At 64.9% G+C, this 26,872-nt stretch carries 21 protein-coding genes and 1 pseudogene; 12 read left to right on the top strand and 10 right to left on the bottom strand.

Annotated elements, in window-relative coordinates; all coding sequences use genetic code 11:
* Positions 1-28: 28 nt before the first annotated feature.
* The 7 genes from HGI30_RS22695 to HGI30_RS22725 all read left to right on the top strand — a co-directional run bounded on the left by HGI30_RS22695 (position 29) and on the right by HGI30_RS22725 (position 5,967).
* The gene (locus HGI30_RS22695; RefSeq protein ID WP_168909581.1) at positions 29-1,249 is read left to right on the top strand and encodes an MFS transporter; all 1,221 of its coding nucleotides are present in this window, start codon (positions 29-31) and stop codon (positions 1,247-1,249) included.
* 111 nt (positions 1,250-1,360) lie between these two features.
* Entirely contained in the window at positions 1,361-2,341 is a 981-nt protein-coding gene (locus HGI30_RS22700; RefSeq protein ID WP_168909582.1) for a nucleoside hydrolase, read from the top strand.
* 61 nt (positions 2,342-2,402) lie between these two features.
* Positions 2,403-2,534, top strand: coding sequence for a hypothetical protein (locus HGI30_RS23495; RefSeq protein ID WP_268957820.1), 132 nt, complete (start codon positions 2,403-2,405; stop codon positions 2,532-2,534).
* A gap of 34 nt (positions 2,535-2,568) precedes the next feature.
* Entirely contained in the window at positions 2,569-3,264 is a 696-nt protein-coding gene (locus tag HGI30_RS22710) for a response regulator transcription factor (RefSeq protein ID WP_168909583.1), read from the top strand.
* A 92-nt stretch (positions 3,265-3,356) separates the two neighbouring features.
* Positions 3,357-4,280, top strand: coding sequence for an ATP-binding cassette domain-containing protein (locus HGI30_RS22715; RefSeq protein ID WP_168909584.1), 924 nt, complete (start codon positions 3,357-3,359; stop codon positions 4,278-4,280).
* A complete protein-coding gene (locus HGI30_RS22720) occupies positions 4,273-5,043 on the top strand; it encodes an ABC transporter permease (protein ID WP_168909585.1) in 771 nt (256 codons plus the stop codon). Before HGI30_RS22715 ends, HGI30_RS22720 begins: the two co-directional genes overlap by 8 nt.
* Before the next feature lie 24 nt (positions 5,044-5,067).
* Positions 5,068-5,967: a sensor histidine kinase gene (locus tag HGI30_RS22725; RefSeq protein WP_168909586.1), complete on the top strand. Its 900-nt coding sequence runs from the start codon at positions 5,068-5,070 to the stop codon at positions 5,965-5,967.
* Between the two features lie 90 nt (positions 5,968-6,057).
* On the opposite strand, the gene HGI30_RS22730 is transcribed toward HGI30_RS22725, so the two are convergent.
* Entirely contained in the window at positions 6,058-7,263 is a 1,206-nt protein-coding gene (locus HGI30_RS22730; RefSeq protein WP_168909587.1) for a phosphoenolpyruvate hydrolase family protein, read from the bottom strand.
* Between the two features lie 160 nt (positions 7,264-7,423).
* Positions 7,424-8,257: a phosphoenolpyruvate hydrolase family protein gene (locus HGI30_RS22735; protein WP_168909588.1), complete on the bottom strand. Its 834-nt coding sequence runs from the start codon at positions 8,255-8,257 to the stop codon at positions 7,424-7,426.
* Positions 8,258-8,522: 265 nt separating this feature from the next.
* Between HGI30_RS22735 and HGI30_RS22740 the strand changes: the two genes are divergently transcribed.
* Both HGI30_RS22740 and HGI30_RS22745 read left to right on the top strand, forming a co-directional pair.
* Complete coding sequence (locus tag HGI30_RS22740) at positions 8,523-9,746, top strand: Tm-1-like ATP-binding domain-containing protein (RefSeq protein WP_168909589.1); 1,224 nt, start codon at positions 8,523-8,525, stop codon at positions 9,744-9,746.
* Positions 9,747-9,769: 23 nt separating this feature from the next.
* Positions 9,770-10,183: a cupin domain-containing protein gene (locus HGI30_RS22745; RefSeq protein ID WP_168909590.1), complete on the top strand. Its 414-nt coding sequence runs from the start codon at positions 9,770-9,772 to the stop codon at positions 10,181-10,183.
* Positions 10,184-10,270: 87 nt separating this feature from the next.
* Here HGI30_RS22745 and HGI30_RS23080 read toward each other — a convergent pair whose 3' ends face one another.
* Together HGI30_RS23080 and HGI30_RS22755 are read right to left on the bottom strand one after the other, a co-directional pair.
* Positions 10,271-11,734, bottom strand: coding sequence for a collagen-like domain-containing protein (locus HGI30_RS23080; protein WP_206109977.1), 1,464 nt, complete (start codon positions 11,732-11,734; stop codon positions 10,271-10,273).
* A 30-nt stretch (positions 11,735-11,764) separates the two neighbouring features.
* Positions 11,765-14,215 carry an invasin domain 3-containing protein gene (locus HGI30_RS22755; protein WP_168909591.1) on the bottom strand — a complete coding sequence of 817 codons (2,451 nt, stop codon included), beginning with the start codon at positions 14,213-14,215 and terminating at the stop codon, positions 11,765-11,767.
* Positions 14,216-14,585: 370 nt separating this feature from the next.
* Between HGI30_RS22755 and HGI30_RS22760 the strand changes: the two genes are divergently transcribed.
* The gene (locus tag HGI30_RS22760) at positions 14,586-15,947 is read left to right on the top strand and encodes a DUF1214 domain-containing protein (RefSeq protein ID WP_235680259.1); all 1,362 of its coding nucleotides are present in this window, start codon (positions 14,586-14,588) and stop codon (positions 15,945-15,947) included.
* Between the two features lie 66 nt (positions 15,948-16,013).
* On the opposite strand, the gene HGI30_RS22765 is transcribed toward HGI30_RS22760, so the two are convergent.
* From HGI30_RS22765 to HGI30_RS22775, 3 genes and pseudogenes are all read right to left on the bottom strand, one after another.
* Entirely contained in the window at positions 16,014-16,370 is a 357-nt protein-coding gene (locus tag HGI30_RS22765; protein ID WP_168909593.1) for a nucleotide excision repair endonuclease, read from the bottom strand.
* 330 nt (positions 16,371-16,700) lie between these two features.
* Positions 16,701-17,030 carry a hypothetical protein gene (locus HGI30_RS22770; protein WP_168909594.1) on the bottom strand — a complete coding sequence of 110 codons (330 nt, stop codon included), beginning with the start codon at positions 17,028-17,030 and terminating at the stop codon, positions 16,701-16,703.
* A 131-nt stretch (positions 17,031-17,161) separates the two neighbouring features.
* A pseudogene (locus tag HGI30_RS22775) lies at positions 17,162-17,788 on the bottom strand (protein adenylyltransferase SelO family protein); the annotation flags it as partial.
* A gap of 357 nt (positions 17,789-18,145) precedes the next feature.
* On the opposite strand from HGI30_RS22775, the gene HGI30_RS22780 reads away from it, so the two are divergent.
* Entirely contained in the window at positions 18,146-19,003 is an 858-nt protein-coding gene (locus HGI30_RS22780) for a class II fructose-bisphosphate aldolase (protein ID WP_168909596.1), read from the top strand.
* Positions 19,004-19,100: 97 nt separating this feature from the next.
* Here the strand turns inward: HGI30_RS22780 and HGI30_RS22785 are convergent, their stop codons facing one another.
* The gene (locus HGI30_RS22785; RefSeq protein ID WP_168909597.1) at positions 19,101-19,331 is read right to left on the bottom strand and encodes a hypothetical protein; all 231 of its coding nucleotides are present in this window, start codon (positions 19,329-19,331) and stop codon (positions 19,101-19,103) included.
* A 336-nt stretch (positions 19,332-19,667) separates the two neighbouring features.
* Here HGI30_RS22785 and HGI30_RS22790 point away from each other — a divergent pair, with 336 nt between their 5' ends.
* Positions 19,668-24,590: a DUF7507 domain-containing protein gene (locus tag HGI30_RS22790; protein WP_168909598.1), complete on the top strand. Its 4,923-nt coding sequence runs from the start codon at positions 19,668-19,670 to the stop codon at positions 24,588-24,590.
* A gap of 571 nt (positions 24,591-25,161) precedes the next feature.
* Here HGI30_RS22790 and HGI30_RS22795 read toward each other — a convergent pair.
* Together HGI30_RS22795 and HGI30_RS22800 are read right to left on the bottom strand one after the other, a co-directional pair.
* The gene (locus HGI30_RS22795) at positions 25,162-25,329 is read right to left on the bottom strand and encodes a CxxH/CxxC protein (RefSeq protein ID WP_084136798.1); all 168 of its coding nucleotides are present in this window, start codon (positions 25,327-25,329) and stop codon (positions 25,162-25,164) included.
* A 101-nt stretch (positions 25,330-25,430) separates the two neighbouring features.
* The gene (locus tag HGI30_RS22800) at positions 25,431-26,765 is read right to left on the bottom strand and encodes a S1C family serine protease (RefSeq protein ID WP_168909599.1); all 1,335 of its coding nucleotides are present in this window, start codon (positions 26,763-26,765) and stop codon (positions 25,431-25,433) included.
* Positions 26,766-26,872 lie beyond the last annotated feature (107 nt).

Consider the following 26,872-nt stretch of genomic DNA (forward strand, 5'->3'; position numbering starts at 1 on the left):
TCGCAATCCACCAGGAGGTACCTTCATCATGACGCTTTTACTGCGCAACCGCGGAGCATTCCTGCTCCTCATGCTCAATCTGTTCCTCGTCTTCACCGGCATCGGCCTCGTCATCCCGATCATGCCCAAATTCATGGAGCTGCTCGGCATCTCCGGCAGCCTCGTCGGCCTGCTCGTGGCCTCCTTCTCGCTGACGCAGCTGCTGTTCTCGCCGCTGGCGGGACGGCTCTCCGACCGGTTCGGCCGCAAGCGGCTGATCGTGCTCGGCATGACGGTGTTCGCCGTGTCCGAGGCGCTGTTCGGCTTCGCCGAGCAGCCGTGGCTGCTGTTCGCCTCGCGCCTGCTCGGCGGCGTCAGCGCCGCGCTCATCATGCCCGCCGTCATGGCCTACGCCGCGGACATCACGACGCAGGAAGAGCGCGCCGCCGGGATGGGCTACATCAACGCCGCGATTACGACCGGCTTCATCATCGGCCCCGGCATCGGCGGCTACATCGCGGAGTTCGGCCTGCGCGTGCCGTTCTACGCGGCCGGCGTCGCGGGGCTGATCGCCGCTGCGCTCACGCTGTTCGTGCTGCGCGAATCGAATCCGGCGCAGGCAGGCGCGGCCGCAGCGGACCCTACGGCGCAGCCGTCCGCAGCATCCGGCGGCCGCCGGAGCAGCCTGATCGGCCAGCTGTTGACGTCCCACCGCGAGCCGTACTTCTTCAGCCTCATCGTCGTCTTCACGCTGTCGTTCGGCCTCGCCAACTTCGAGACGGTGTTCGGCCTGTTCGTCGACCACCGGTTCGGCTTCGAGCCGAAGGACATCGCCTTCATCATCACGTTCGGCTCCATCGCCGGCGCCGTCGTACAGGTGACCACCTTCGGCTGGATCCTGAACCGGTTCGGCGAGAAGCGCGTCATCTCGATCTGTCTGCTCTTCGCCGGCGCGTTCATCCTGCTGACGCTGTTCGTGCACACGTTCTGGCTCATCTTCGCCGTGACGTTCGTCGTCTTCCTCGCGATCGACATCCTGCGTCCTGCCATCAGCACGCAGATGTCCAAGCTCGCGGGCGCCGACCAGGGCTACGTGGCCGGACTGAACTCGGCCTTCACGAGCCTCGGCAACATCGCCGGACCGATCGTCGCGGGCGTGCTGTTCGACCTCCATATCGGAGCGCCGTACGCGCTGGCAAGCATCGTGCTGCTGCTCTGCTTCGTCCTCTCGACGAGGCTGCGGAGCGGCGAGCCGGGAGCGAGCCGCTAAGGCGAACCGCTGCGGACGAGGCTCCGCGCTGCTTGAACCGCCGCAGCCGAAGTCCTTATACTGGGAATCAACAACACGCTCCTTCACCAACAAGCAAAGGGTGGTCTCTCTATGAATCCGAATCTGCGGCTGATCGTCGATACCGACACCGCGGGCGACGACGTCACGTCGCTCCTGATGGGCCTGCTCTGGCCCGGCGTGCGCATCGAAGCGATCACCACCGTCATGGGCAATATTCCGGTCGAGCAGTGCACGGCCAACGCGCTGACGACGGTCGAGGCGGCGGGACGCGGCGAGGTGCCGGTCTACCAAGGCTGCGACCGCCCGCTGCTGCGGCCGCTCGTGCAGGCGGCCTACGTCCACGGCGCGGACGGCATGGGCGAGTCGAACTTCCCGCCGCCCGAGCGTCGCGCCGAGGCCGAGCATGCCGCCAATGCGATCGTCCGGCTGCTGAACGCCCATCCGGGCGAGCTGGAGCTCGTCGCGCACGGCCCGCTCACGAATCTCGCCGTCGCGTACATGCTCGATCCGTCCATCGTCCATAAGGTCAAGAAAGTATGGGTCATGGGCGGCAGCTGCCATTTCCGGGGCAACATCACGGCGACGGCCGAGTTCAACTTCTACGTCGATCCCGAGGCGGCCCGGATCGTGTTCCAGGCCGGATTCCCGATCGTCATGATCGGCTGGGACATCTGCTGCCGCAACGCGCTCGTCGGCGGCGAGGATCTGGAGCGCCTGCAGGCGATCGACACGCCGACAGCGCGCTTCTACCGCCAGGTCAACCGCAAGGCGCTCGCCTTCAACCAAGCGAACGGCCTCGACGGCGTCACGCATCCCGACTCCATCACGATGGCGATGGCGATCCTCCCGGAGCTGCTGCTGCGCTCGCAGCGCTGCCATGTGGACATCGAGTGCCAGAGCGAGGCGAACCGCGGCTTCAGCGCCGTCGATACCCGGCCCGCGCCGGAGAATACGCCGGCCTGGACCGGCAGCGAGCGGACAAGCGCCGAGGTGTGCCTGGAGGCCGACTACCGCCTGTTCTACCGGATGCTGACGGCGGTGCTGAGCGGCGATTTCCGCGAGTTCGCCTGAGGCAGGGGCGGCCCGGGAGTCCGCCGTCCTGTTCCGCACGAAGGGCTGCAGCGGAGCTTCGATGTCCGACATCATCGAGCGATGCGGCATCCGCAAGGGCGGTATGGAGCAAGCTGTAGGAGGACAGCGCCTATATCCGACGCTGCGCGAATGCGGTACCCAGAACATGGAGGACCGGCTGCTGGCCCATTGAGCCTAGCCGGGCCCAAGGATGAGGAGGAACTCCGATGATCGACAAGCTGCCCGTCCTCGTCGTCGAGGACGACGACGACATCAGCCGCCTGCTGTGCGGCGTGCTGCGCAAGGACGGGCATGAGCCCCAGCCGGCCTACTCCGGCACGGAGGCGCAGCTCTACCTCGAGCAGCGGCCGTGGGCGCTCGTGCTGCTCGACCTGATGCTGCCGGGCAAGCCGGGCGAGGAGCTGCTGGAGACGATCAGCGCGCGGCACGGCTGCCCCGTCATCGTCATCTCCGCGCGGGACGGGCGCGAGCCCAAGATTTCCGCGCTGCGGACCGGCGCGGACGACTACATCACCAAGCCGTTCGACCTCGAGGAGGTGTCGGCCCGCATCGAGTCGGTGCTCCGGCGCCATCGCCGCCTGCCGCAGCAGCCGGGACCGCAGCCGCTGCGGCACAAGGACCTGGAGCTCGATCCCGAAGCCCGGACGCTGACGGCGGGAGGGACCGAGCTTGCGCTGACGGCCCGCGAGTTCGACATCATCGCGCTGCTGATGGCTTCTCCGAAGAAGCTTTTCACCAAGGCGAACCTGTTCGAAAGCGTCTGGGGCGAGGAGTTCCTCGGCGGAGGGGACAACGTCGTCGGCGTGCATATCAGCCATCTGCGGAGCAAGCTGGCCAAGGCCAATGCGGAGGAAGAGTACATCGAGACGATCTGGGGAATGGGCTATCGGCTCAAAAGTTAAGCCTTTCTTATGGATTGGCTTTACGATTGCTTACGAAACAGCCTCTACACTTGAGCCATGACCCGAACAGGGAACAGGAGGCTGAGGCAATCATGCAGGAATACGTCCTGAGGACGCATCAACTAACCAAGCAGTACGGCAAGCAGGTCGCGCTCGACCATGCGGACATGACGGTCCGCAAAGGCGCGATCTACGGCTTCATCGGGCAGAACGGAGCCGGCAAGTCGACGCTCATGAAGCTAGTGACGGGACTGGCGTTCCCGACATCCGGATCGGTCGAGCTGTTCGGAGCCGCGAGCGGCCCCGAGCTCGTGCAGGCGCGCCGGCGCATGGGGGTGTCCATCGAGAGCCCCGCGCTCTACCCGCAGCTCACCGCAGCCGAGAATCTGGAGGCGCATCGGCTGCAGCAAGGCATCCCCGGCCGCGAAAGCGTCCGCCGCACCCTCGAGCTGGTCGGCCTGTCCGGCACCGGACGCAAAAAGGCGCGGGCGTTCTCGCTCGGCATGAAGCAGCGGCTGGCGCTCGGCGTCGCCCTGCTCGGCCAGCCGGAGCTGCTCGTCCTCGACGAGCCGACCAACGGACTCGATCCGATGGGCGTCGTCGAGATGCGCGAGCTGCTCACCCGGCTGAACCGGGAGAACGGAATCACGATCCTCATCTCCAGCCACATCCTGAGCGAGCTCCATCTGCTGGCCACGCACTACGGCATCATCCACCAGGGCCGGCTGCTGGAGCAGCTGACGAGCCGGGAACTGCAGAAGCGCTGCCGCCAGTTCATCCATATCAAGGTGAATCTGCCGGAGCGCGCGGCCGTCGTGCTCGAGCGCGAGCTCGCGACCCGGGAGTTCGAGGTGGCGGCGGACGGCAGCATCCGGCTGTACGCGCATCTGGACCGGCCGGCCGCCGTCGCCTCGGCGCTCGTCGCCGGCGGGCTGGAGCTCGAGCAGCTCATGCCGATGGGCGAGGATCTCGAAAGCTACTTCGCATCGCGGATCGGAGGCGGCGTCCATGCTTAACCTGCTGCGCTCCGAAAGCTACAAGCTGTTCCGCAACCGCTCGCTCTGGCTGCTCGCGGCGGTGCTGGCCGCCTCGGCCATCGCCTACGTCCTGATGGCATATTTCGACGATCCGGGTGACGGCGGGACGCTGAGCGCGACGAGCGGACTCGACCTGCTGGCCATCGCGATGAGTGGCAACACCTACATCATCAAGATCGGGCTGTGCGTGCTGGCCGGGTTTTTCATCTCCAGCGAATACAGCGCCGGCACGATCAAGCGCGGCGCCGCTTCCGGCTACGGCCGCAGCCGCTTCATCGCCGCCAAGCTGCTCGTCTTCATCGGCGGCTCGGTGCTCGTCGCGCTGATCTTCCCGGCGGTCATCTTCGCGCTCGGCTCCGCGCTGATGGGCGTCGGCGAGATGCCGGGCGGCGCATCCGCAGCGGACTACGTCTGGCGCTCGCTGCTCGTGACGATCACGCTGTCCGCGGCATTCGCCGCCGTGACCGGCGCGGTCGCGACCGTGCTGACCGACAGCGGCAAGACGATCGGCGTCCTGTTCGTCTTCTATTTCTTCGCGGACGGCCTGTACGTCTTCATCGGCAAGTTCATTCCGTTCGTCGAAACGATGTACCGGCACTCCATCTTCAGCCTGATCAGCCGCTACGCCGATCCCGCGATGAGCTCCGCGCAGCTCGCGCAGTCGATCTATATCCCGCTGCTCGTCGCCGCTGCCTTCATCGGCATCGGCATCGCCGTCTTCGAGCGCAAGGAAATCCGCTAGCTCGTAAAAAGGAGGAGGCAGCGAATGGCCGTCCTGTTGATCCTGTCCCTAGGCCTGGCCGCGCTCTGCCTGCTCCGGCTGCTGCGGATGCGCAAGGAAGTCCGCTCGCTCGCCCGCCATCTGCGCCGCTACAACGACGGGGAGGTGTCCGGCCAAGCCGTCATCGGCGGACCGGACCGCGCCCTGGAGGCGCTGGCCGCGGAGATCAACCGCCACACCGGCCTCATCGTCCAGGCGCATGCCGAGCGGCGGCGCACGGAGGATGAGCTCCGCCAGGCCGTCGCCAACATCTCGCATGACCTGCGCACGCCGCTGACGTCCATATCCGGCTACATCCAGCTGCTGGAGGGGGAGGACCTGCGCGAGGACGAGCGCCGGGATGCCGTCGCCGTCATCCGCAAGCGCGCCGTGCGGCTGAAGTCGCTGCTCGATGACTTCTACGAGCTGTCGAGAATCGACTCCCCCGACTACGCGCTGAAGCCGGAGCGGCTGCGCCTCGACAAGCTCGTCCCCGAGATTCTGATGGGCTTCTACGACGCGATGGAGGAAAAAGGACTGGAGCCCGCCTTCGAGCTGTCCGAGCGTCCGCTCGTCATCCGCGCGGACGAGTCCGCGGTGCGCCGCGTCGTGGAGAACCTGACGCTGAACATGATCCGGCACGCCTCGGGAAGGGTCGAGATCGCCCTGGCGGCCGAGGACGGGCGAGCGGAGCTGCGGCTCCGCAACCGCGCGCCGCAGCTGCTCGGCACCGATCCGGAGCTGCTGTTCAACCGATTCTATATGGCGGACGCTTCCCGCTCCGGATCGAGCTCCGGCCTCGGCCTGTCCATCGCCCGCGGGCTGATGGTCAAGATGGGCGGCAGCCTGAGCGCCGAGCTGGAGGGCGACGCGCTGGAGCTGACCTGCGAGTGGCCGGTGGCCTAGCGGCCACTCGCGCCGCTCGGGGCTGCGCCAGGCTCCTCGCCTCCTGGCCGCGCGGCCGGCTCCTTTGCGTAGGGCCGGATTGCACACCGTCTAGCTTCGTTCCTGCCGCTCCTTCCACTCGCTAGGCGTCAGGCCGGTCTCCTTTTTGAACACCCGGCTGAAATAGGAGGCGTCGGCATAGCCGACCCGCGCGGCCGCGCCGTGAATCGTCCCCTCCTCGCTCCGCAGCCATTCCTTGGCGGTCTGGATGCGATGCCGGATCAGCCACCGCGAGAAGCTCATCCCCATCTTGCGGGTGAACAGCTGGCTCAGGTAGTTGCGGTTCAGATGCAGCTTCTTGGCGAGCGCGTCGAACGATACCGGCTCCTGCAGGTGAAGCGAAACGTACGAAGTGACGTACCGGACGTAGTCCGCCTGCTCGATCGCGGCTTGCAGGTCCAGCTGCTGCCGGAGCCGCTTGTTCTCGGACTTCACTTCCTCGTACCTCTTGAACAGCTCCGTCACGCGCACGATGCTCGTCTCGGTCGGGATGCGCTCGAAGCTCGAGCCGCCGATGCAGCCCATCGCGTCCGTCCCCCGATAGATGCGGTCGGCGTCCTCGGGCGAGCTGACCGGGCCTCCGTAGACGAGCTTGAACGCATCGGGGCTGGCCTCGGCCGCCGCCCGGAAGATGGATTGGGACAGCGCGATGCCCTCCTCCATGCTCAGCGAGCCCTTGGCGGCCGTCCCGCCTCCTTGGGTGAAGCCCAGATGGGCGCAGATGACATCGGCGCCGGCTGCGGCCATCCGCCGGGCCTGCTCGGGCGAAAAGACGAAGGCAACCGCGAACAGGCCCTTGCGGACCGCCTGCGCCACGGCCTCCACTTCCTTGTCGAACGAAATTCCGGCTTCGTGTAGAGCCTCTCCGTACACACCGTCGATCAGGCCGACGGTCGGAAAATTCGTCATGCCGGCGAAGCCGGCTTCCTTGATCTCGTCCAGATACGAGTCGAGCTCGATCTCCGGGTCGGTCGCGCATAAGCCGAAAAGGCATGGCGTATGGCGGACCTGTCTCAGCACCTCTTGGACGCCGATGTCCATCACCATGCGGTTGCTGTTGCCGAAAGGCAGCAGGCTCGCCGTCGAGCCGCAGCCCATCAGGCGGAAGCGCCCGGCGTTGAGCACGAGAATGAGATCCGCGCCGCCCGCCTCCGCGTACCTTGCGAACAGACCGCAGCCGATCGCCGCGCCGACGATCGGCTTTTGGCTTGCCGCGGCTTCCAGGAGCTTCTCGCGGATTTGTGTCGGAGTGTGCATGCTCGCCATCCCTTCCATGCCCATTATCCTATATTCTACCATTTTAGGGACGCGGCGTTCAAAAGGAACGGATTCGGGAGATCGACGAACGCCAAAAGGCTCCGCCTCGAAGGGGCAGAGCCTTTTGGGTTTCGTTCATGCCTGAGCCGAGCCCTGCCGATCACCGCTCGCGGCGCAGCCTCGCGAACCGCTCCGTCTGCTCGCGGATCGCCCGCTCGGTCGGCAGCCTTTCCATGGAGCTTGCTCCGTAGAAGCCGTGAATCTCCGGGCAGCGCTCCAGCACATAGGCCGCATCCTCCGGCTCGGCGATCGGGCCGCCGTGGCAGAGGATCAGGATGTCCGAACGGACCTCGAGCGCCGCGCGGGCGATCGAGCGGATCCTCTCCGCCCCTTGATCGAGCGTCAGGGCCGTCCGCGCCCCGATCGTGCCGGACGTCGTCAGGCCGAGATGCGCGACGAGGATGTCCGCGCCCGCGCGTGCCATCTGGACGGCATCGTCCTCGGCGAACACGTACGGGGTCGTCAGCAGGTCCAGCTCGTACGCCATGCGGATCATCTCGACCTCCTTGGCGTAGCCCATTCCCGTTTCTTCCAGGTTCGCGCGAAAATGGCCGTCGATCAGGCCGACGGTCGGGAAGTTCTGCACGCCGGCGAACCCCTCCTCCTCGATCTGGCGCAAGAACCGGCTCATGATCCGCATCGGATCGGTCCCGCATACGCCGGCGAGCACGGGCGTCCGCTTCACGACGGGCAGCACCTCGCTCGCCATGTCCAGCACGATCGCGTTGGCGTCTCCGTACGGCATCAGGCCCGCCAAGGAGCCGTGGCCCGCCATGCGGTACCGGCCCGAGTTGTAGATGACGATCAGATCGATGCCGCCCTCCTCCTCGAACTTCGCGCTGATGCCGGTGCCGGCGCCTCCGCCGATGATGTAGCCGCCCTCCCCGACTTTGTTCCGCAGCTGATTCAGAATTCGCTCTCTGCTCGAAGCCATGCCGTCGCCTCCTCGTTCTCTTGCGGCGATTTCGCCGCCTCCATGCCTCCAGTATGAAGGAAGCATGCGCCGCTCGACAGAGACGATCGTTATGGTTCCTAGCACTTTCATCGTCATTTGGATGGAGAAGAGGCCTTTTCCGGAGAAATGGAGCGAATTGCTTATCATAATCCTACCCTTACCTACCATTCTCTCTTTACGAGCACCCTCCGCTCTGGGAAAGTAAAGGAGTGTAAGCGCAATCATGGGAGGGTAGAAAACGGGTATGGACCGAAGCGTAATTATTATCGGCACCTTGGACACCAAGGGGGCCGAAGCGATGTATCTCCAGGAGCGGATCGAAAGCGCCGGCGTCCCGACGATCGTCATGGATGCCGGCGTATTCGAAGCCTCGGCCGGAGCGGCCGACCTGTCGAACGAGGAGGTCGCCCGCGCGGGAGGCGTTCCGCTGCAGGAGCTGATCGCCAGAAAGGACCGCGGCGAGGCGATGGACGTCATGATGAAAGGAGCGGCGGCGCTGCTGGCCGGCCTGCATCGGGAAGGCCGCGTCGCCGGCGTCATCGGGCTCGGCGGCTCGGCGGGCACGACGATCGCTACCTATGCGATGCAGGTTCTCCCGATCGGCGTTCCCAAGCTGATGGTATCGACCGTCGCATCCGGCAATACTCGGCCCTACGTCGGGGAGAAGGACATCGCGATGATGTATTCCGTCGTCGACGTGTCCGGCATCAACCGCTTGTCGGCGCGCATCCTGTCCAACGCCGCCCATGCCATCGCGGGCATGGCGGCAGGCGCGCCTCCGCAGGTGGAGGACAAGCCGCTCGTGGCGGCGACGATGTTCGGCGTCACGACGCCCTGCGTCACGGCGGCTCGGGAGTATTTGGAGCGCAGCGGCTACGAGGTGCTGGTGTTCCATGCGACCGGCAGCGGAGGGAGGGCGATGGAGGGACTGATCGACAGCGGCTTCATCGCCGGCGTGCTGGACGTGACGACGACCGAATGGTGCGACGAGCTCGTCGGCGGCGAGCTATCCGCGGGACCGCAACGCCTGGAGGCGGCCGCCCGGGCCGGCGTGCCGCAGGTCGTCTCGACGGGGGCGCTGGACATGGTCAACTTCGGTCCGTACGACACCGTGCCGGAGAAGTTCGCGGGGCGCAAGCTTTACCGCCACAACGCGACCATCACGCTGATGCGGACCGACGCGGAGGAGAACCGGCGGCTCGGCGAGATCATCGCGGCCAAGCTGAACCGCAGCGAGGGGCCCTGCGCGATGTTCCTGCCGCTTCAGGGCGTCTCCCTGCTCGACGCCGAAGGCCAGGCGTTCCACGGACCCGAAGAGGACGCCGCGCTCTTCTCCTCGCTCAAGCGGCATCTCGACCCGACGCGCGTCGAGATCATCGAGATGGAGAACAACCTCAACGACGAAGCCTTCGCGCTCGCCATGGCCAAGCGGCTTGTCGAGCTTATGCGGCAGGCCGCCGTCCACTGAAAAGAAAAGGAGCGAGATCATCCATGGATAAACGATATGTGACTCCTGCCGATGTCGACACGCTGGTGCTGCCCTGGGGAGAGATCCAGTGGCTGTCCGAACCGAGCGTGACGGGCTCGGACCGGCTGGCGACCGGCATCGTCAGCGTCGCGCCCGGCCAAGGCCACGAGCGCCACAACCATCCGGGCTGCGAGGAAATCATCTATGTGCTGGAGGGCAAGGGAGAGCAGTTCGTCGAGGACGAGGACGGGCAAGCGGAGAAGCGCATCGTACAGACAGGCGACCTCATCCAGGTGCCTGCCGACCGTTATCACGGCACGGTCAACATCGGCGAGGACACGCTTCGCCTGCTCGTCGTCTACCAGACCGCCGAGCCTGCGCTGCAGCTCCGGAACGCGCCGGACTGCCGGATCGAGTCGGCGAAGAACGGCCGGTAGCGAGTAGGAACATGACTAGAGGCAGCCCCAAGGACCGATAAATCGGACTTGGGGCTGCCTCGTTTACAGGCCCGCTTTTCTGCGCAACTAGAACATATTTTCCGGCGAAGGCACGACCGTTTGAAGGAGATGGCCGCTGCTTCCGTTTTGGGCCGGCAAGGACGTCATCCCTCCGGATCCGCCGTTGCCGCCAGCGGCCCCGCCGCCTCCACCGCTTGTTACGGTAGGGGACGCTCCTGCCGTCGCTCCTCCCGCTCCGCCTTGGATTCGAACCGAGCCCGTGATGGCCGCCGGATTCGTCGAGATCAGGTGCACGATCCCGCCGCCTCCGCCCCCGCCGCCGCCTTCGGAGTTGCCTCCGTTGCCGTCGAATCCGCCGCTTCCGTTGCCGCCGATCGCCTGGACCGTGCCGGCGATCGACAAGGCGCCTTTCGCGCTCAGGACCAGGATGCCGCCGGCGCCCCCGCCGGTTCCCTGAATGCCCGATCCGGCCGTATTCGGATTGATTCCACTGGCACCGTCAGCTTGGATGAAGGCGCCAGCCGTGACGTTCAGGTTTCCTTTCGCCATCAGGACGAGCGCCCCTCCGCCTTGGCCGCCGCTTGCGGAATTGCTTACGATCGCTCCTCCGCTGCCTGCTCCGCCGGCTGCGGCCTCCGGCATCGTGAGGCGAGCCGCGCTGAGGAGAGGGAGCCCTTTGCCCCCGGCGCCGGTCGGACCCGGCGCGGACAAGGAGACGCCAGGATGAGGGCTGTACGGATTGGCGTTGTCAGCCCCGGTCTGCACCCCGATACGGCCTGAAACCGTGATGTTGCCCGTAGCGCGGATCACCATGCCGCTCGGAACGAGCAAAGTTCCCGCAATGGTTACGTTGGTGAACTGCAGATTGCTGGCATAGACGCCGGGCATGTTCACCCAGTCCACCGTCTGGCCTACCGGTACGTTCAGCGCTCCGCTCGAGCCGTCGCCGTAGGCGCCGCTGTCGCCGGCAGGTCCTTGCGGTCCTGTCGGACCTTGAGGGCCCGTCGCCCCGGCCGGACCGACAGCTCCGATCGGACCGATCGGACCCGGCGGTCCGGCGACACCTTGAACGCCTTGCAGACCTTGCGCGCCGGCATCGCCTTTCGGCCCCTGCGGACCCGCCTCGCCGGCGGCCCCCGCCGGCCCCGTATCGCCCGGATCGCCTTTTGCTCCCGGCAAGCCTTGCGGTCCGGCTGCTCCAGCGGCCCCCGTATCGCCCTTCTCGCCCTTCTCGCCCTGCAGCCCTTGCGGACCGGCATCGCCGGTAGGTCCCGCTTCTCCGGCTTCGCCCTTTGCCCCTTGCGCACCTCTCGGACCGACCGGTCCTTGGTCGCCCTTCAGATTGAGCTTATACGCCGTTTGGCCCGAGGCGCAGCTGCTGCCGGGAGCGAGCAGATTCATCTGGCCGGTGCCGCTGACGCAGATCTGGATGGAATCTAGCGGAGCGGAAGTCGCCCACGCCCCCGGAATTTGGGCGACAAGCAGCAACGCGCCCGCCGCCAGAATGACTTTGCTTTTCATCATCTTCATCGGTCCTGTCCCTCTTTCACGTTTAGTCCTTTAAATAAACCGGACGAGCTTCAGCATCCTCTCCAGCATGACGGCCGTTTCCGCACGCGTGGACGGGCTGGCCGGACGGAACTCGCCGCCGTTCCCGACGATGATTCCCGCCTCGGCGGCCTTGACCGCCGAGGCCTGCGCCCAGTCCGCGATCTCGCCTTCATCGGCGAAAACCGCTTTGCGGGCTGACGCATCCGGTCCCTCTCCCGTGTAAGCCATCGCCGCGACGACCATCGTCACGAGCTCCTGGCGCGTCACGGATCGGCCGGGACGGAACGATCCGTCCTCGTATCCGGTGATGAGCCCTGTCCGATAGGCCGTGCTCACCGCCTGCTCGTACCAGCCGCCGGCCGTATCCAAAAACGGACGGCCCGTTTGGGCGTCGGCAAGGCCGAGCGACCGCACGAGCAGCGCCGCGACTTCCGCCCGCGTAATCGGCGCATCCGGCGCGAACACGCCTGGGCCGCGGCCTTCGAAGATCAGCTTGGAAGCAAGCCGCTCCATCGACGCCTGGCCCCAGTGGCCCTGCGTGTCGCGGAAGGAGGCCGGGCGGTCGATGACCGCGAAGACTCCGCCACCCTGACGGATCATGACCGCGGTCCAACGGCCGTCCTGCTGCTCGAACCGCGTCGGCACGAAAGCGAGCCGGTTCGACGCCGCGTCCCAAACGACCCCCGTGGCCGTGGTCGGAACAGCGCCTGCCGACAGCGGGACCGTATAGGTCGCGTAGCGGTTGAACACGCTTAGGAACGCGCTCCTGCCGTTGCCGCCCGTGACTTGAATGTCGATCGATGCCGCCTGGGAAAGCTTCCGCGCCCCCGCTCGGTCCGCCGCCTGCTCGACCGCCGCTTCAACGGCTTCATCCGGAGTGCGCGCCTTGAAATGAAAGTGGACGGCCTCCTCTCCTACGCCGAACTTCTCGCCATACGGCTTGGCCGAAAGCTCGGCAATCGGAACCGACAGCGCGGCTCCGCCGGCTTGACGGAGGAGCAGCGCCGCCTGCGGGTTCAGCCGCGCGATCTCCCGCAGCACGGCTCCGGACAGCCGGATCTCTCCGCCGGCTGACGGAAAGTCGAGCAGCACGACGCCTTGCCGGATCGCCTCGAGCGAGATTGCCGCTGATTCGGCCGTTCCGTTGGCCGATACGATGTCGGCCCGCAGCGCCGCATCCGGCTCCGCCGGCGGAGCCGATGGTCCCGGCACGGAAGGCAGGGGCGGAAGCACGACCGGAGGCGCGCTCGGCTCCGGCTGGCCCGGCGTGGCGGTCGGCTCCGGCGTGACCGGCCGCTCCGGCTCGGCGACGACTATTTCGACGCTCGCCGCCGAGCCTTCGTACTCCGCCGTCAGGATGGTCCGCCCAGGCTTCAGCCCTCGCACGGCACCCTTTTCATCCACCGCGGCGATCGAGCCGTCCTCCATCCGATACGAGGCCAGCGCCGTCGCGCGGGTGGCCGACCGGTCGCTCCAGACCGCGCTTACCTCCACCTGCTGTTGCCCGCCGACTTCCATCGCATAAGAGGATCGGCCGAACTGAAGCGATACGAGCTCGAGCGGGGAAGCCTGGTGCGAAAAGGCGACATACACGCTCGACGCCACCGTCGCGCCATTCAAGGAGACGGTGACCTCCGCTCCGCCTTCCGTGCTCGGCGCCGTCAATTCCGCCTCATAGGCGCCGTAGCTCTCGTAGGCGAACGAGAGCGACACCGGCAGCGGCTCTTCGTTCGGCGTTCCCTCCGGAATCGCGCCACTCTCCCAATCCTGGCTCAGCTCAAGAGGCGCGTCAGCGGCGCTCGTCAGGCTGCCGATCCGTCCGAATGCCGCAGAGACGAGGTTGGCCGCATAACGGCCATAGGCGACGTGCGTCACGGTGCCAAGCTCGCCGCCCGTAGCGGACAAGCGCACCGATTCTGCCGGATCGGCGATGTCGTTGCCGTATCGGTCCTTGAGCCGCAGCGTCAGCAGCGTGCGGCTGCGTCCGTCGGCCGGCAGGCTCGTACGGCTGGCCGTCAGCACCGAGCGCTCAGGCGAAGGCGGTCCCGGCTTGAAGTGTACCCTCGCCAGATCCGTCACCGTCGCTCCTGCCGCCTCGGCGCTTATGTAGCTGATGCCGGCCGTCGTCGGCGCGGTCAGCTCCGCGATATAGGTGCCGTCCCCTTGGGCCGTCGGCGGCCCTGCCCATGTGCCGAGCGTAGCCTGCAGCCGGATCCGGTCAGGCGGCAGCTCGACGGCGTCGCCGCTGCCGTCCCTCAGCACGAGAGTTACCGTCGCGCGGCTCGTTCCGTCTGCGGGCAGGCCCGCCTCATCCGCATGAAGCGTTCCTTGAAGGCCGGCACCGGATGACGCATTGGCCTGCCAGGAAGGCTGAAGCAGGCTGACGATGAGCAGCAGCGCCATCAGATTTCCCATGCGCCTGCGGCGCACTCCGCCCTGCCGGCATGGCTGTATGTCCATACTCTTTCTCCCCCTTCTATTTCGCTATAAAGCGCTGAAAGGTTCATCGGCAAACCGCATGGCAGTTGTGAGAGAAAACCGCGCAGCCGCGCCGAGTTTCGGCCAGCTTCACGTTCTTTCATTGAAAAGCCTTTTGACACGGGTCTATCGATGAGGTGCCGCGCCATTCGTCTCGCTCCGCGCTCCATAACTTATTATACAGGTAAGATTAATATGGATTATGGAGTGCAGCTATGCTAAGCTAGCCCTACCACCTTGACCGACTGGAAAACCAGAGGCAAGCGGAACGAGCCCTTCCGGGGCTCGGCCTGCTTGCCTCTTTTTCGCTTCCTACTAGCCGAGAAATGGGGAATGAATGATGTCGAACCACTTGAACCGCCTAGCAAGCAAGCCCAAGGGGCCGAAGCCGCTGCGCAGGCTCGGCCTCGGGCTGCTGGCCGCCGCTCTGCTGGCCGCCGCCGCTCCTCCTGCCCGAGCGGACGCGTCCGCGCTCGCCACCGAGGACCAGAAGAAGCTGGATGAACGAAGCATCCGCATCAACCGCTTCCATACTTTCCCGCTGCTGAAGGCTCAGGCCAAAGCCGCCTACAAGCTCGCCTACGGCGGCACGCCGAGCGCCGAGGCGGACAGCCGCCTGGACGGCGCCATCGACGAGCTGGCGTTCAGCGCCATCCAGAAAGCCGTCAACAACGATCCCTTTTATCCCAAGGTGTACTGGCTCAATGCGCCGCCTCGCGATTGGTTCGGGCTCAAGGTGCCGGGAGGCCGCTATTCGTACGACAATCCCGACAACATCTACCGCACGATCCCGATCGACGGGTCGTCCAAGTACGTCCTGCGGGGCAAGCGGACCGGACCGGGACCGACGGACGTCACCTTCTCCCTCATCCGCAACCCCAACTCCCAGCAGACCGTGTCGATCCTGTCCGGCAAGGATCTGGTCGTCGGCGCGGACGGCAGCTACGCCATCACGATCGACCGCGATCCTGCAGGCGGGCGTGTGAACCATATTCAGTCCAGCGGGGAAGCGGTGCAGCTGTTCGTCCGCAACAACCTCGGCGACTGGAACGCGGAAACGCCGGATGCACTGACCATCGAGCGGCTGCCGGACGGAAACACGCCGCAGCCCAAGAGCGACCTCGTCATCGCGGCCGAGGCTTGGACCAACCTGCAGGAGTCCATCGTCGCCTACGGCGTCGGCGCTCTCGGCATCAAGACGCATACGAATCCGGTCAACACGCTCTCCAGCCCGTCCCTGTCATCCACGCTCGGCACGCTGGTCACGCAAGCCAGCTCCTTCGGCCACTTCAAGCTCGCCGATGACGAAGCGCTGGTCGCCACCGTGCAGACCGGCGGCGCGGGCTACTTCGTCTTTCCGGTCACCGATCCGTGGATGGTCACGGTCGATCCGATCCGCCGCCAGTCCAGCCTCAACAACCGCCAAGCCGCTCCCAACGCCGACGGCAGCTATACGTTCGTCGTGTCGGTCCAGGACCCCGGCGTCGCCAACTGGATCGATCCGGCCGGACTGCATGAGGGAACGATCATGCTCAGGTGGCAGGACCTTCCGCTGGCCGCGTCGGCGGCAGGCGGACCGTCGGTGAAGACGCAGGTCGTCCAGCTGTCGGGTCTCGGCGCCGCGCTGCCGGCCGGCACGCGCTACGTCACCGCCGAGCAGCGCCGCCGGCAGCTGGACGATCGCACGGCCGGCTATGCGCTTCGCCTGCGCTGACCATTTCCGCAGCAGCGCAGCAAAAAGAGGAAGGCGCCCCCACAGGGGCGCCTTCCTCTTCGCTCGTTATTTATAGAATACCTTCTCGATGTTGTACTTGGCCTTGAGCTGGTTGATGATGTACGTCTCGTAAATTTCGCGGTCCACGGGCTCACCGATCAGGCACACCTCGATCTTGGCGACCTCGCTCCGATGGTTCTTCATGACGGACGACGCATCCTCGAAATGCTTCTTGATGCGGGGCCGCAGCTTCCGCGCCTTGCCGACGAACAGCAGCTCATCCTTGTCGTTGTAGAACAGGAAGATTCCGCCTTCTTCCCTCGTAATCCGATGGAAGTCCGTGAACCCGTACGTATGGCTGGACTGGGGGTCTTTCTCCTTGTATAACGTCACGTCTGGCTTGGGAATGGTGATTTGAATCAAGCGCGTTCTCTCCTTCTTTGCTGGACCTGCTTGCTTGCCCTTCTCTCAGTATACCCGCTTCTGCCTCTTATGTCCCGCTTCGGCATCGTTCATGGAGTTGAGCTGCCGACCATCTCGTCGCCCGGAGAGATGGTCACGGTTCCGCAGGGCGTCCTGCACCGGACCTGGTCCAAGGAGAGAACGGTCAATCTATGCGTGGAGAAGACGGCTACCGTTACGAGCGGCTCGGATACGCAGCAGGAGTAGGGCCATCCTCTGAAGGATGGCCCCATGCCTGTACCGAACCTCTTTATCGATCGAACGCTTATCGCAGCTGAATGACGCCGCCCGCTACAGTCCGCTGTTGCCGCTCACCCGGACCAACGATTCCGGCTCCCCTTGCAGCCGGTACGTCTCGACCACGCCGCCGGCGGACAGGAAGCGGAACACGCCGAGGCCGTCGTCATACTGCAGCGCATCGTTGGGCCCTGCCTGCAGCGCATCTCTTATGCTTGTCCAGAGGAGCCGTCCGTCCTGCTCCTTGAAGACGTAGATTTGGTTTTGCTTGCGCGTAGCGACGATCGCTTCTTCCTTGCCGTCACCGTCCCAATCGCGTTCATAGGACGAGGCGTCAAGCTGCATAAAAGAGGCGACTTGCCCGTGCTCGATCCTGCGCAGCATCGAGGCGTCTTTCTTGGGCAAATCCGTGATAATGAGCGTTGAGCAGCAGGGATCCCTATGGAATCCCCTTCTGAAGTTCAGCATGACGCGCCTGTTCGGCCAGGAGGCGCTCAAGATCGAACAGACGGTCTGTCGGCGAGCTGCCGCAGCTCGTCCTCCGAGCCCCATTGGGCGGCGAACTGGAACGTGCCGACGCGCAGATGGCTTGCCGCGACGCGCGTCAGGATCGCGCCGGTCTCCAGCGACTCGCGCACGATCCGCTCGCCGGTCGTCACGACGGCGAGGCTGCGCGTCGTCGGGATGCCGAGGCCGTGCATCGCCTCGCTGATGATGTACTCGCGCAGCATCGGACCGAGCGCGGCCCGTCCATCGCCCCCGCGCGAATACGGCGTGCGCCCGGAGCCCTTGAGCTGGATGTCGCGCAGCTGGCCGCCTGGCGTCCGCTGCTCGCCGAGCAGGACCGCGCGCCCGTCGCCGAGCCGGTTGAAATACCCGAACTGATGTCCCGCATAAGCCTGGGCCAGCGGATCGGCGCCCTCAGGCAGCCGGTTGCCGGCGAACGCCTCCGCTCCGTCCGCGCCCGCCAGCGCTTCCGAATCCAGCCCCAGCTCCGCCGCCAGCGGCCGGTTCAGCACGGCCAGCATGGGCGCGCGGACCGGGATCGGGTTCTGGCGGGTGAACAGCGTCTCAGGCAGCCGGGCATAACTGCTCTCCAGCTTCCAGCCTGACGATGCGGCGCTTGCCTTCGTTTCGCTCATAGGTTCGATGGACCTCCTTGGCCTAGCCAACGTTTCCTTCAGTATACCCCTTGCCGGACGGCTCGAGCGAATCCCGTTTTCCGGCGTGTCCCTCGGGACCGCCATGCCGCCAGCCGAGTTCATCCGGAAGGTTGTTCCACATCGCGCATATTTGCCCCGTTTTAGCGGAATTTTAAGCCGGATGCCTTCTTTTCGTAACGAAATGCACGCGGATCCTGTCTGAAATTGCAGGTTCAAAGCTCTTCATTTATGTTAAAATAACGAAAGACAAGCACGGGCCGAGGCCCTACTTTGCCATTCTCATGCCCGCATGAGGAGAAACCAGCTGCAGAAACCAGACATTTAGGAGGAGTTACAATGGCACTCGTTTCCATGAAGGACATGCTCAACAAAGCGCTCGAGGAGCACTACGCGGTCGGCCAGTTCAACATCAACAACCTGGAGTGGACGCAAGCGATCCTCGCGGCTGCCGAAGAAGAGAAGTCCCCGGTCATCCTGGGCGTCTCCGAAGGCGCTGCCCGCTACATGGGCGGCTTCAAGGTCGTGACGAACATCGTCTCCGCGCTGATCGAAGAGATGAAGATCACCGTACCGGTCGCGATCCACCTCGACCACGGCTCCAGCTTCGAGAAGTGCAAGGCCGCCATCGACGCGGGCTTCACGTCCGTCATGATCGACGCTTCGCATCATCCGTTCGAAGAGAACGTGGCGACGACCAAGCAAGTGGTCGAGTACGCGCATAGCAAAGGCGTGTCCGTCGAAGCCGAGCTCGGCACCGTCGGCGGCCAAGAAGACGATGTCATCGCAGACGGCGTCATCTACGCCGATCCGAAGGAATGCTTCGAGCTCGTGCAGCGCACCGGCATCGACTGCCTGGCTCCGGCCCTCGGCTCCGTGCACGGCCCGTACAAAGGCGAGCCGAACCTCGGCTTCAAAGAGATGGAAGAAATCTGCCAGATGATCAAGCTGCCGCTCGTCCTGCACGGCGGCACGGGCATCCCGACCGACCACATCAAGCGCTCCATCGGCCTCGGCACGGCGAAGATCAACGTCAACACCGAGAACCAGATCGAGTTCACCAAAAAAGTCCGCGAAATCGTGACGAAGGACCTCGAAGTGTACGATCCGCGCAAATTCCTCGCCCCAGGCCGCGACGCCATCAAAGCGACGGTTCAAGGCAAGATGCGCGAGTTCGGTTCTTCCGGCAAAGCGTAAGGTTTTCAACGAAAACGAAAAAAAGCCCCTGCTTCCGCTCCAGCGGCGCAGGGGCTTTCTGCATGTCGGACCGCGCTTCGGAACGTGGCGGCGCGGATCATGACTTGATCTTTTTGAAAATAAAGAAGCCCAAGCCGATGGCGAGCAAGACGGTCATCGCGCCTAGCAGATAAAGGAGAATCTCCATGTTCCGATTCGCTTCTTCGAGCGAATAGGCTATGGAAGTGAGCGACATATCCATCATTTGCAGCTTTCCTGCTGTCGTCTGGTCCGCACTAGCAGACTTGGAGAGCTCTTCCACGACTCGCTGCATATCTTCCTCGTTCATGATCGTAGCACCTCCCAATTAAATCCATTTTAACAAATTCGTTCATGATAGAGAAATAGGCCCGTCCTCCTCTTTTACCCGCTTCTTTCTCTCCGTTTCTCCTCTATCCTAAGTAACACTTTGAGATACCAAGTAATACAATCGCCTTCCTCACCCCCGCAGCAGCTCTAACGAGCGGCAGGAGACGGGATACGCTCCGCTGCCTCAGCGGCAGCCGGGAAGAAGGTACGCAAGCATCCCATCGCCGACGACGCGGAAGCTCCTGTCCGGCATGCCGCTGCAGCAGGCCGCATAAGCTGAACGGATGGTTACCTTTTGCAAAGGCAGGTGGCGCCCATGCCCGGACCGGAGTCTACGGTCTTGTTCATCGCCAACTCGCAAGGCAACGACGTCTCCGTCGTCTCGGTGTTTGCCCGGACGGAGATCGCGCGCTTTTTTGTCGGACAGACGCCGCGCTATGTAACGGCGAGCGAGGATTTAAGGCGCGTCTTCGTAACGCTGGAAGGGGAGAACTCGGTCGCCTTCATCGAGGCGGAAGGCCTATTTGTCTTCTACAATGCCCCGGTCGGAACCGCCCCGATCGGCCTGGACATCACGCCGGACAGCCAGCTGCTGTACGTCGCCAACTCCGGCAGCGCCAATGTGACGGTGCTGAACGCAATCAGCGGCAACCTCGTCACGACGATTCCGATCGATCCGACGCTAGGCGCGCCGCAAAAGGTGGCCGCGGCGAACAGCGGCCAGCGCGTCTACGTGACGACGACAGGGGGATACGTCGTCGTCATCGACGTGCCGACGCAATCCGTGCTGACGACGATCGACTTGGGCGACCCGGCCGGCGGCTACGCCGTCGCCGTCGATTACGGCAGCAGCCGCGTCTATGCAGGCAGCGCCGAGGGCATCCGCGTCATAGACGCGCTGTCCAATGCGATTATCGACACGATATCCGTCCCCGAATTCGTGAACAACCTGGCGACGCAGCCCTACGCCACCCGGCTGTATGCGACCGGGGCGAGCGGGACCGTCTACGGCATCGATTCTACGGGTACGATCATCGGCTCGACGGCATTCGGCAGCAGCTCGGTCCCTCAGGGCATCGTCTCGTCGTCCTACGGCGAGGTGTATGCGACGCTGCAGGGGTTCGACGCAGCGACTTTCCTCGAGATCAACGCCCAGTTCGAGTTTGCCCGTGTCCCCGTAGGTCTTGCGCCCGAGGGCATCGCCATCTTGGAGAACTTCAATGCGACCGGGGCTGTCGAGCTGTTCAAGCGCGACGAGTTCGGCAATCCGCTGGCGGGAGCCGGCATCCGGGTGGTCGGCTTGACCGTTCCGTTCGACTCCTTCAACCTGACCGACTTCACCGGCCGCATCTTCCTCGGCAACCTGCCGCTCGGCGAGTATGAGATCAGAGAGGTCATCGCGCCCCCCGGCTATCAGCCGATCTATTATCCGCTGCGGTTCACCATCCTAAAGCCGGGCGAGTACCAGGTCATCGAAATCTTGAACTTCCGTGTCATCGTCGATTTCCTCCTACGCAAGCTTGATGCCGAGACCGGGGCGCCGATCGCGGGAGCCGAATTCCGATTCTCAGGCCCCGATGTGATCTACGTCGTGACCGACGCGAACGGGCAAGCGTTCGTCCCGCTGCAGACGGGCGTCTATTTCGTCGAGGAGATCGTAGTTCCCGAGGGCTACGAGCCAGTCGAGCCGTTTACCATCGATACGAACTACGAGACTTACCGCGAAGTGCTGAATCAGCGCCGCCTCGAGCCCCAAATAACGATTATCAAGAGCACCGGAGGGGTTCTCGAAGCGCGTCCCGGCGATCTGATACCCTACACGATCGAGGTCGTCAACGCCGGCAACACCGTGCTCCGCAACCTCGTCATCTCCGATCCGATGCTCGGCTTCGAGGAGCGCGTCGAACAGCTGAATCTGGGCGAGAGCCTGTTCTTCTCCATCCCCTATCTGGTTCAGCCCGGCACTCCGGCCGGCCCGCTGGTCAACGTGGCGACGGCGACGAGCGACGAGGCATCCGCCGAGACCTCGGCGATCGTCGAGATCGTCGCGGTGCCGCAGCTGCTGCTGGCGAAGCGGGCCGACCGGCCGGCTGTCGTCGAAGGCGGAGAAGTCATCTATACGATCGAGCTGACCAATGCCGGCAACGTGACGCTGACGAACGTGCGCTTGTCCGACTCGCTGCTGCCGGTCCCCGGCGGCCCGTTCACGCTCGCCATCGGCGAGACACGCGAAACGACCATCACGATTTCCGCCCGTCCGCCCTATATCATCGATGGCCGCATTACCAACGTCGTCACCGCGACGAGCGACCAGACGCCGGCGGTGCAGGACTCCGCCGTCGTGCTCGTCCTGGCCGGACCGGAGAGCCTGCGGCTCGTCAAGAGCGTCTCGCCCTCTACGATCCGCCTCGGCGAGACGGCCGTATTCGAGTTCGAGCTGACGAATACCGGCAGCGTGATGCTGACGAATGTGGTGCTGAACGATGCCGTGCTCGGTCTGGTCGTCCGGTTCGGGCAAATCCAGCCCGGCGAGTCTCTGCTCTACCAGCAGCCCTACACGCCGGATGCCGTGCCGCCCGGCGGCGTGCTGACCAACCTCGCGGTCGCGGTCTCGTCCGGTCCGGAGGGCGAGGTGAGCAGCAATGAGGCGAGCGCCTCGCTCCGCATCGTGGCGGTGCCGGAGCTCGCTCTGACCAAGACGGCGGATCGTTCCGAGGTCATCCAGGGCGACACGGTCACCTACACGATTCGGGTCGTCAACATCGGCGACGTGACGCTGACGAACGTACGCATCACCGATGTGCAGCTAAGCCTCAACGAGACGCTTCTCTCGCTTTCGCCCGGCCAGGAGGCGACGTTTATACGGACCGTCACGGTGCCGCTCTCCGTGCCGCCCGGCACGCTGATCGTCAACACGGCTTCGGCGATTACAACCCAGACCGGGCTTCAGGAGGATACGGCCGAGGTGCTCGTGCTGCCGTTCTATCGGCTGGAGCTGGAGAAGCTTGCCGACCGTACGGTCGCGCTGCCCGGCGAGACGGTTCAGTACCGGATCGTCGTGACCAATGCAGGCGGAGCCGATCTGACCGCCATATCCGTCCAGGACCCGTTCCTCGGCCTTTTCAGGACGATCGATCGGCTCGTGCCGGGCGAGCAAGCCGTCTTCGCCGGCGAGACGACCGTGCCTCCGTTCACGCCTGAGGGCACCGTCATCGTCAATGTGGCGACGGCGGCATCGGACCAGACGCCCTTGCAGAGCGCGGACGCCACGGTTACGGTGGGCCCCCTGCCGGCGCTCGCCCTGCAGAAGACGGCCAGCGTCGCGACCGCGTTGCCAGGCGATGAGATTCTCTATACGTTCACGCTGCTCAACATCGGCAACGTCCTGCTCACGAACGTGCGCGTCACCGATCCGCTCGCCGGGCTCGACAGCATCGTGCCGACGCTTGCGCCCGGAGGGGAGATCAGCTTGACGGCGACGTTCGTCGTGCCGGCCGACGCACCTGCCCAGACCGTGCTGGTCAATACGGCGATTGCCGCCTCCGATCAGACGGCACCGGTCGAAGCCTCCGCGCGCGTCGCCATCTCGCCGGCGTCGGCGCTCACGATCGTCAAGACAGCCGACCGCACGGAAGCGGCGCCTATGGAGACGATCACCTACACGATCGTCGTCACCAACGTCGGACCGGTCCGCGTGGCGAACGTGCTCATCGAAGACGGCGAGGCCGGCATCCTGCTGCGCGTGCCGCTGCTTGAGCCGGGCGAGACGGTGACCGTGCCGGCGGTGCGCATCGTCCCTCCGGGGACGCTTGCCGGCACCGTGCTCGCCAACACCGCCTACGCCCAGTCCGACCAGACGGCAACCGTATCCGCGACGGCTGCGGTGACGGTTGCCGCGGCTCCGCAGCTGGTCTTATTCAAAGCGGTCAGCGTCCCGGCCGCATTCCCCGGAGAGACCGTCGTCTACTCGGCGACCGTGCTCAACGCCGGCAACACGACGCTGACGGACATCGTACTGACCGATTCCCGCATCGGACTCGAAGCCCGCCTGACCGCGCTCGAGCCAGGGGCGACGGAGTCGTTCCGCCAGCCTTACGTTATTCCCGAAGACGCGATGGCCGGCTCGCTCCTCGTCAATACGGCAACTGCCGTGTCCGCCCAGACGGCGCCGGTCACGTCCAACGCCTCGCTGACTGTCCGCTCGGGCTTCAGCCTGTCGCTTGAAAAATCCGTTCAGCCGGAATCCGCCCTGCCCGGCGAAACGGTACGCTACACGATTGCGCTGCGCAACGACTCCAATGCGCCGGTGACGAATATCCGGCTCGTCGACCAGCGGATCGGCTTCTCCCAGCTCATCACGGAAATTCCGGCCGGACGAAACGTCGTGCTGTTCGCGGACTACAGCGTGCCCGCCTCGGCTCCCGGCGGCTCCACGATCGTCAACGTGACGACGGCATTCAGCGACCAGACGCCGCTCATCCAGGATCGCGCCAGCCTGTTCGTGCTCCCGCTGCCGCGGCTGCTGCTCGCCAAAGCCGCGTTCCCGACGCAGGCGCGCCCCGGGCAGACGATCGCGTTCCAACTCCGGCTGCGCAATACCGGCAACGTGCCGCTCAGCCCGCTGCGCGTCACCGACCCGCTGCTCGGCATCGATACGGTCGTCTCGGTCTTTTCCAGCGGCTCTCCGACCTCGCTCATCGGCGCCGGGGGCACGGTCAGCGTGCCGTACACGATTCCCGAGACGGCGGCGCCCGGCTCCACGATCGTCAACGTCGTGCGCGCGGACTCGCCGCAGACCGATCCCCAATCCGCGGAGGCGGGCGTGCTCGTGCTGCCGTCGCTGCTGCAGGTGCGCAAAAGCGCCGACCGGCAGACGACCATGCCCGGCGACATCGTGCGCTTCCAGATCGAGGCGCGCAACGTCAGCGACCGGCCGCTGTCCGACCTCGCGCTGTTCGACCGGCTGCAGTCGGGGCTGCAGCTCGTGCCCGGCAGCCTTCGCGTCGGCGGCGTGCAGGCGCCGCGCCAGACGCTCGAAGGCGCGACGCTCGGCGGTCTCGCTCCCGGAGCGTCGGTGGAAGCTTCCTTCCAGGCGCGCGTGCCTGCTTCCTTGCAGGCGGACCGCATCGCCAACTTTGCTTCGGTCCGCTACTCCTTCGTCAGCGAATCCGGCAGCGTGGAGCGAGCGTCGGCACGCTCCAATACGGTCGAGCTGACCGTGACGGAAGAAGAGGAATAAGCATCGACGCCAAAAAGGCTGTGTCCGGTCCGCCGAAGCGGATGTCGGACACAGCCTTTTTCATGGCATGCGGCAGGGAAGGGTCGAGCTGTCCTTGTGGCAGCTTCGGGCGAATGGACGAGGGCGCTCGGCGGCTCCGGGGAGCAGCCGCCGACCTCTTGTCCGTTCAGCCCAACCCGGCGCTTGCCTGCGCGGGCATTGGAGCGAGCTGCGCCCGCCGGCCTCCTCTTCGTTCAGCCCAGCCCGGCGCTCCGCCTGCCACGGCTCGTTCAGGGCTTCCAGGAATGCGGTTACTTCGGGATTCATACGATCTCTCCTTTGGGAATTGGATGAAGGCATGGTGCGTTCAATTCGTTCGGCTGCCCGTTCAGGCATCAGGTCGGTCGGATTTTTTTATCCCCATGTGGATATTCTTCGTCCGTCGCCGAATATCCGCTTTTCCACAGCCCGCCGTGGATACGCCGCCCGCTGTCCACAGGCCGTTCCCTTGCCCTCGCGCATGGCGCAAGCAAGCGTAAAAAAAAGCCTTTCCCTTTCGGGAAAGACTTTTCGCTCGAAACGTTTGCTGGGCTCATACGATGAGGAATTCCGCCTTCTCCTCGCACAAGTCACATTTTACCGGCGGGTCCCAGTTCGCGAAATGCGTCTCGTTCAGATCCACCATGTCCGGCGCATCCTCGTACTCATCCACGAACTTGTCCAATGCCAGCTCAATATGTCCCTTGCACACGCAATACATTCGATGACCTACCCCTATTCTGTATTCCTGAAATGATGTCGATTACCGCCATTATACCACAAAAGCGGGCCCGGCATGCCGCCGGCGTCCCGCTTCCGCGCCTATTCTTCCTCTTCGCTCTTGTCCTCCAGCTTGAAGGTCACCGCGTCCGGCTTGCCGTCGCGATAGAACGTCACTTTGATCTTGTCGCCGATGCGCTTTTTGCCGTACAGGTACTTGCGCAGCTCCATCGTGCTTCCGATCGGCTGATCGTCGAGCTTGGTGATGACGTCGTTGAACTCCAGGCCGGCCTCGCTGGCCGGTCCGACCGCCTCCAGCACGATGACGCCCCCGGTCACCTCGACCGGCAGCTTCGGTCCCCCGGAAGAAGGCGCCTCCGCCGCAGCATCGCCGTCCTCCGCGTCCGGCACCCCGCCTCCCAGTCCTTGCTGGGCGTAGTAGGATGCCAGATCGAGCGTGTACACGCCGAGGTACGGACGAGGCACGGCGCCGGTCTTCATCAGCTGATCGACGATCGGCATGACGTTGTTGACCGGAATCGCGAAGCCGACGCCCTCGACGCCGATGTCGGAAATCTTCATGCTGTTGATGCCGATGACCCGGCCCTGCATGTCGATCAGCGGCCCGCCGCTGTTGCCCTGATTGATCGAGGCGTCGGTCTGGATGACCTCCTGCTCCCAGTCGTAGTTGCCGTCCTGGCTGAGCGAGACCGGGATGATCTGCTTGGTCTTGCTGACGATGCCCATCGACAGGGAGTCCCCGAGGCCGAGCGGATTGCCGATCGCCATGACCATCTCGCCGGATTGCAGCTTGGCGGAATCGCCCATCTCCGCGATCGAGTCGATGCCCTCGCCGTCGATCTCCAGCACGGCCAGATCGGTGATGTAGTCGCCTCCGACCAGCTGGGCCGGACGTGTCTGGCCGTCGATCAGGACGACCTTGAGCCCGGCCGCTCCCTCGATGACGTGGTTGTTCGTAATCAGGTAGGCCTTGCCGTCCTTCTTGGCGAAAATGACGCCGCTGCCGACGCTTGCCGGCTGCAGCCCGGCGGAATCCTGCGGCGCGTCGGAGCCGTCCTCGGCTCCTTCCTCCGCTTGCGGCAGGAAGGCCGCCTGCTCGTTGACGACGCTCACGACGGCCGGCCGCACCTTGGACGAGGCGGCGACGGTCTGCTGAATCGCGTCGCCGGGAGCGACGAGGCCGCTCGCCGCCTGCGTTCCCGCCGTCTCGACCGCGGCCTCCGGACTGCCGCCTCCGAGGGTGAGCGTCAGCACGAGCACGATCGCGGCTCCCGATGCTCCGGACAGGAGGGCCAGCCTGCCGACTCCCCAATCCTTGCGGCTTCGCAGCGGGAAGCCCGACATCTGCTTGCGGCTGGTCTTGCTGGCGCGCCGGGAGATCCGCGTCGAATAGAACTCATCCTCGAACAAACCCATGTTACCCGCTCCTCCCGTGGTTTGCGCACGCGTTCGATTGCTCTATTTTCTAAGCATACGTGGCTGCTTGTGGTTCGACTACAGGATGTTTTTTCTCTTCTTGGAAT

Source organism: Paenibacillus albicereus (genome assembly GCF_012676905.1).
Taxonomy (GTDB): Bacteria; Bacillota; Bacilli; order Paenibacillales; family Paenibacillaceae; genus Paenibacillus_O; species Paenibacillus_O albicereus.

Coding starts and splice junctions, on each gene's coding strand:
- HGI30_RS22785 (WP_168909597.1), bottom strand. CDS start 19,331: ATGAACGAGGAAGATATGCAGCGAGTCGTGGAAGAGCTCTCCAAGTCT.
- HGI30_RS22770 (WP_168909594.1), bottom strand. CDS start 17,030: ATGCTGCGCAGGATCGAGCACGGGCAAGTCGCCTCTTTTATGCAGCTT.
- HGI30_RS23080 (WP_206109977.1), bottom strand. CDS start 11,734: ATGAAGATGATGAAAAGCAAAGTCATTCTGGCGGCGGGCGCGTTGCTG.
- HGI30_RS22780 (WP_168909596.1), top strand. CDS start 18,146: ATGGCACTCGTTTCCATGAAGGACATGCTCAACAAAGCGCTCGAGGAG.
- HGI30_RS22745 (WP_168909590.1), top strand. CDS start 9,770: ATGGATAAACGATATGTGACTCCTGCCGATGTCGACACGCTGGTGCTG.
- HGI30_RS22715 (WP_168909584.1), top strand. CDS start 3,357: ATGCAGGAATACGTCCTGAGGACGCATCAACTAACCAAGCAGTACGGC.
- HGI30_RS22795 (WP_084136798.1), bottom strand. CDS start 25,329: ATGTATTGCGTGTGCAAGGGACATATTGAGCTGGCATTGGACAAGTTC.
- HGI30_RS22790 (WP_168909598.1), top strand. CDS start 19,668: ATGCCCGGACCGGAGTCTACGGTCTTGTTCATCGCCAACTCGCAAGGC.
- HGI30_RS22730 (WP_168909587.1), bottom strand. CDS start 7,263: ATGCACACTCCGACACAAATCCGCGAGAAGCTCCTGGAAGCCGCGGCA.
- HGI30_RS22700 (WP_168909582.1), top strand. CDS start 1,361: ATGAATCCGAATCTGCGGCTGATCGTCGATACCGACACCGCGGGCGAC.
- HGI30_RS22710 (WP_168909583.1), top strand. CDS start 2,569: ATGATCGACAAGCTGCCCGTCCTCGTCGTCGAGGACGACGACGACATC.
- HGI30_RS22720 (WP_168909585.1), top strand. CDS start 4,273: ATGCTTAACCTGCTGCGCTCCGAAAGCTACAAGCTGTTCCGCAACCGC.
- HGI30_RS22740 (WP_168909589.1), top strand. CDS start 8,523: ATGGACCGAAGCGTAATTATTATCGGCACCTTGGACACCAAGGGGGCC.
- HGI30_RS22735 (WP_168909588.1), bottom strand. CDS start 8,257: ATGGCTTCGAGCAGAGAGCGAATTCTGAATCAGCTGCGGAACAAAGTC.
- HGI30_RS22755 (WP_168909591.1), bottom strand. CDS start 14,215: ATGGACATACAGCCATGCCGGCAGGGCGGAGTGCGCCGCAGGCGCATG.
- HGI30_RS22725 (WP_168909586.1), top strand. CDS start 5,068: ATGGCCGTCCTGTTGATCCTGTCCCTAGGCCTGGCCGCGCTCTGCCTG.
- HGI30_RS23495 (WP_268957820.1), top strand. CDS start 2,403: ATGTCCGACATCATCGAGCGATGCGGCATCCGCAAGGGCGGTATGGAG.
- HGI30_RS22695 (WP_168909581.1), top strand. CDS start 29: ATGACGCTTTTACTGCGCAACCGCGGAGCATTCCTGCTCCTCATGCTC.
- HGI30_RS22800 (WP_168909599.1), bottom strand. CDS start 26,765: ATGGGTTTGTTCGAGGATGAGTTCTATTCGACGCGGATCTCCCGGCGC.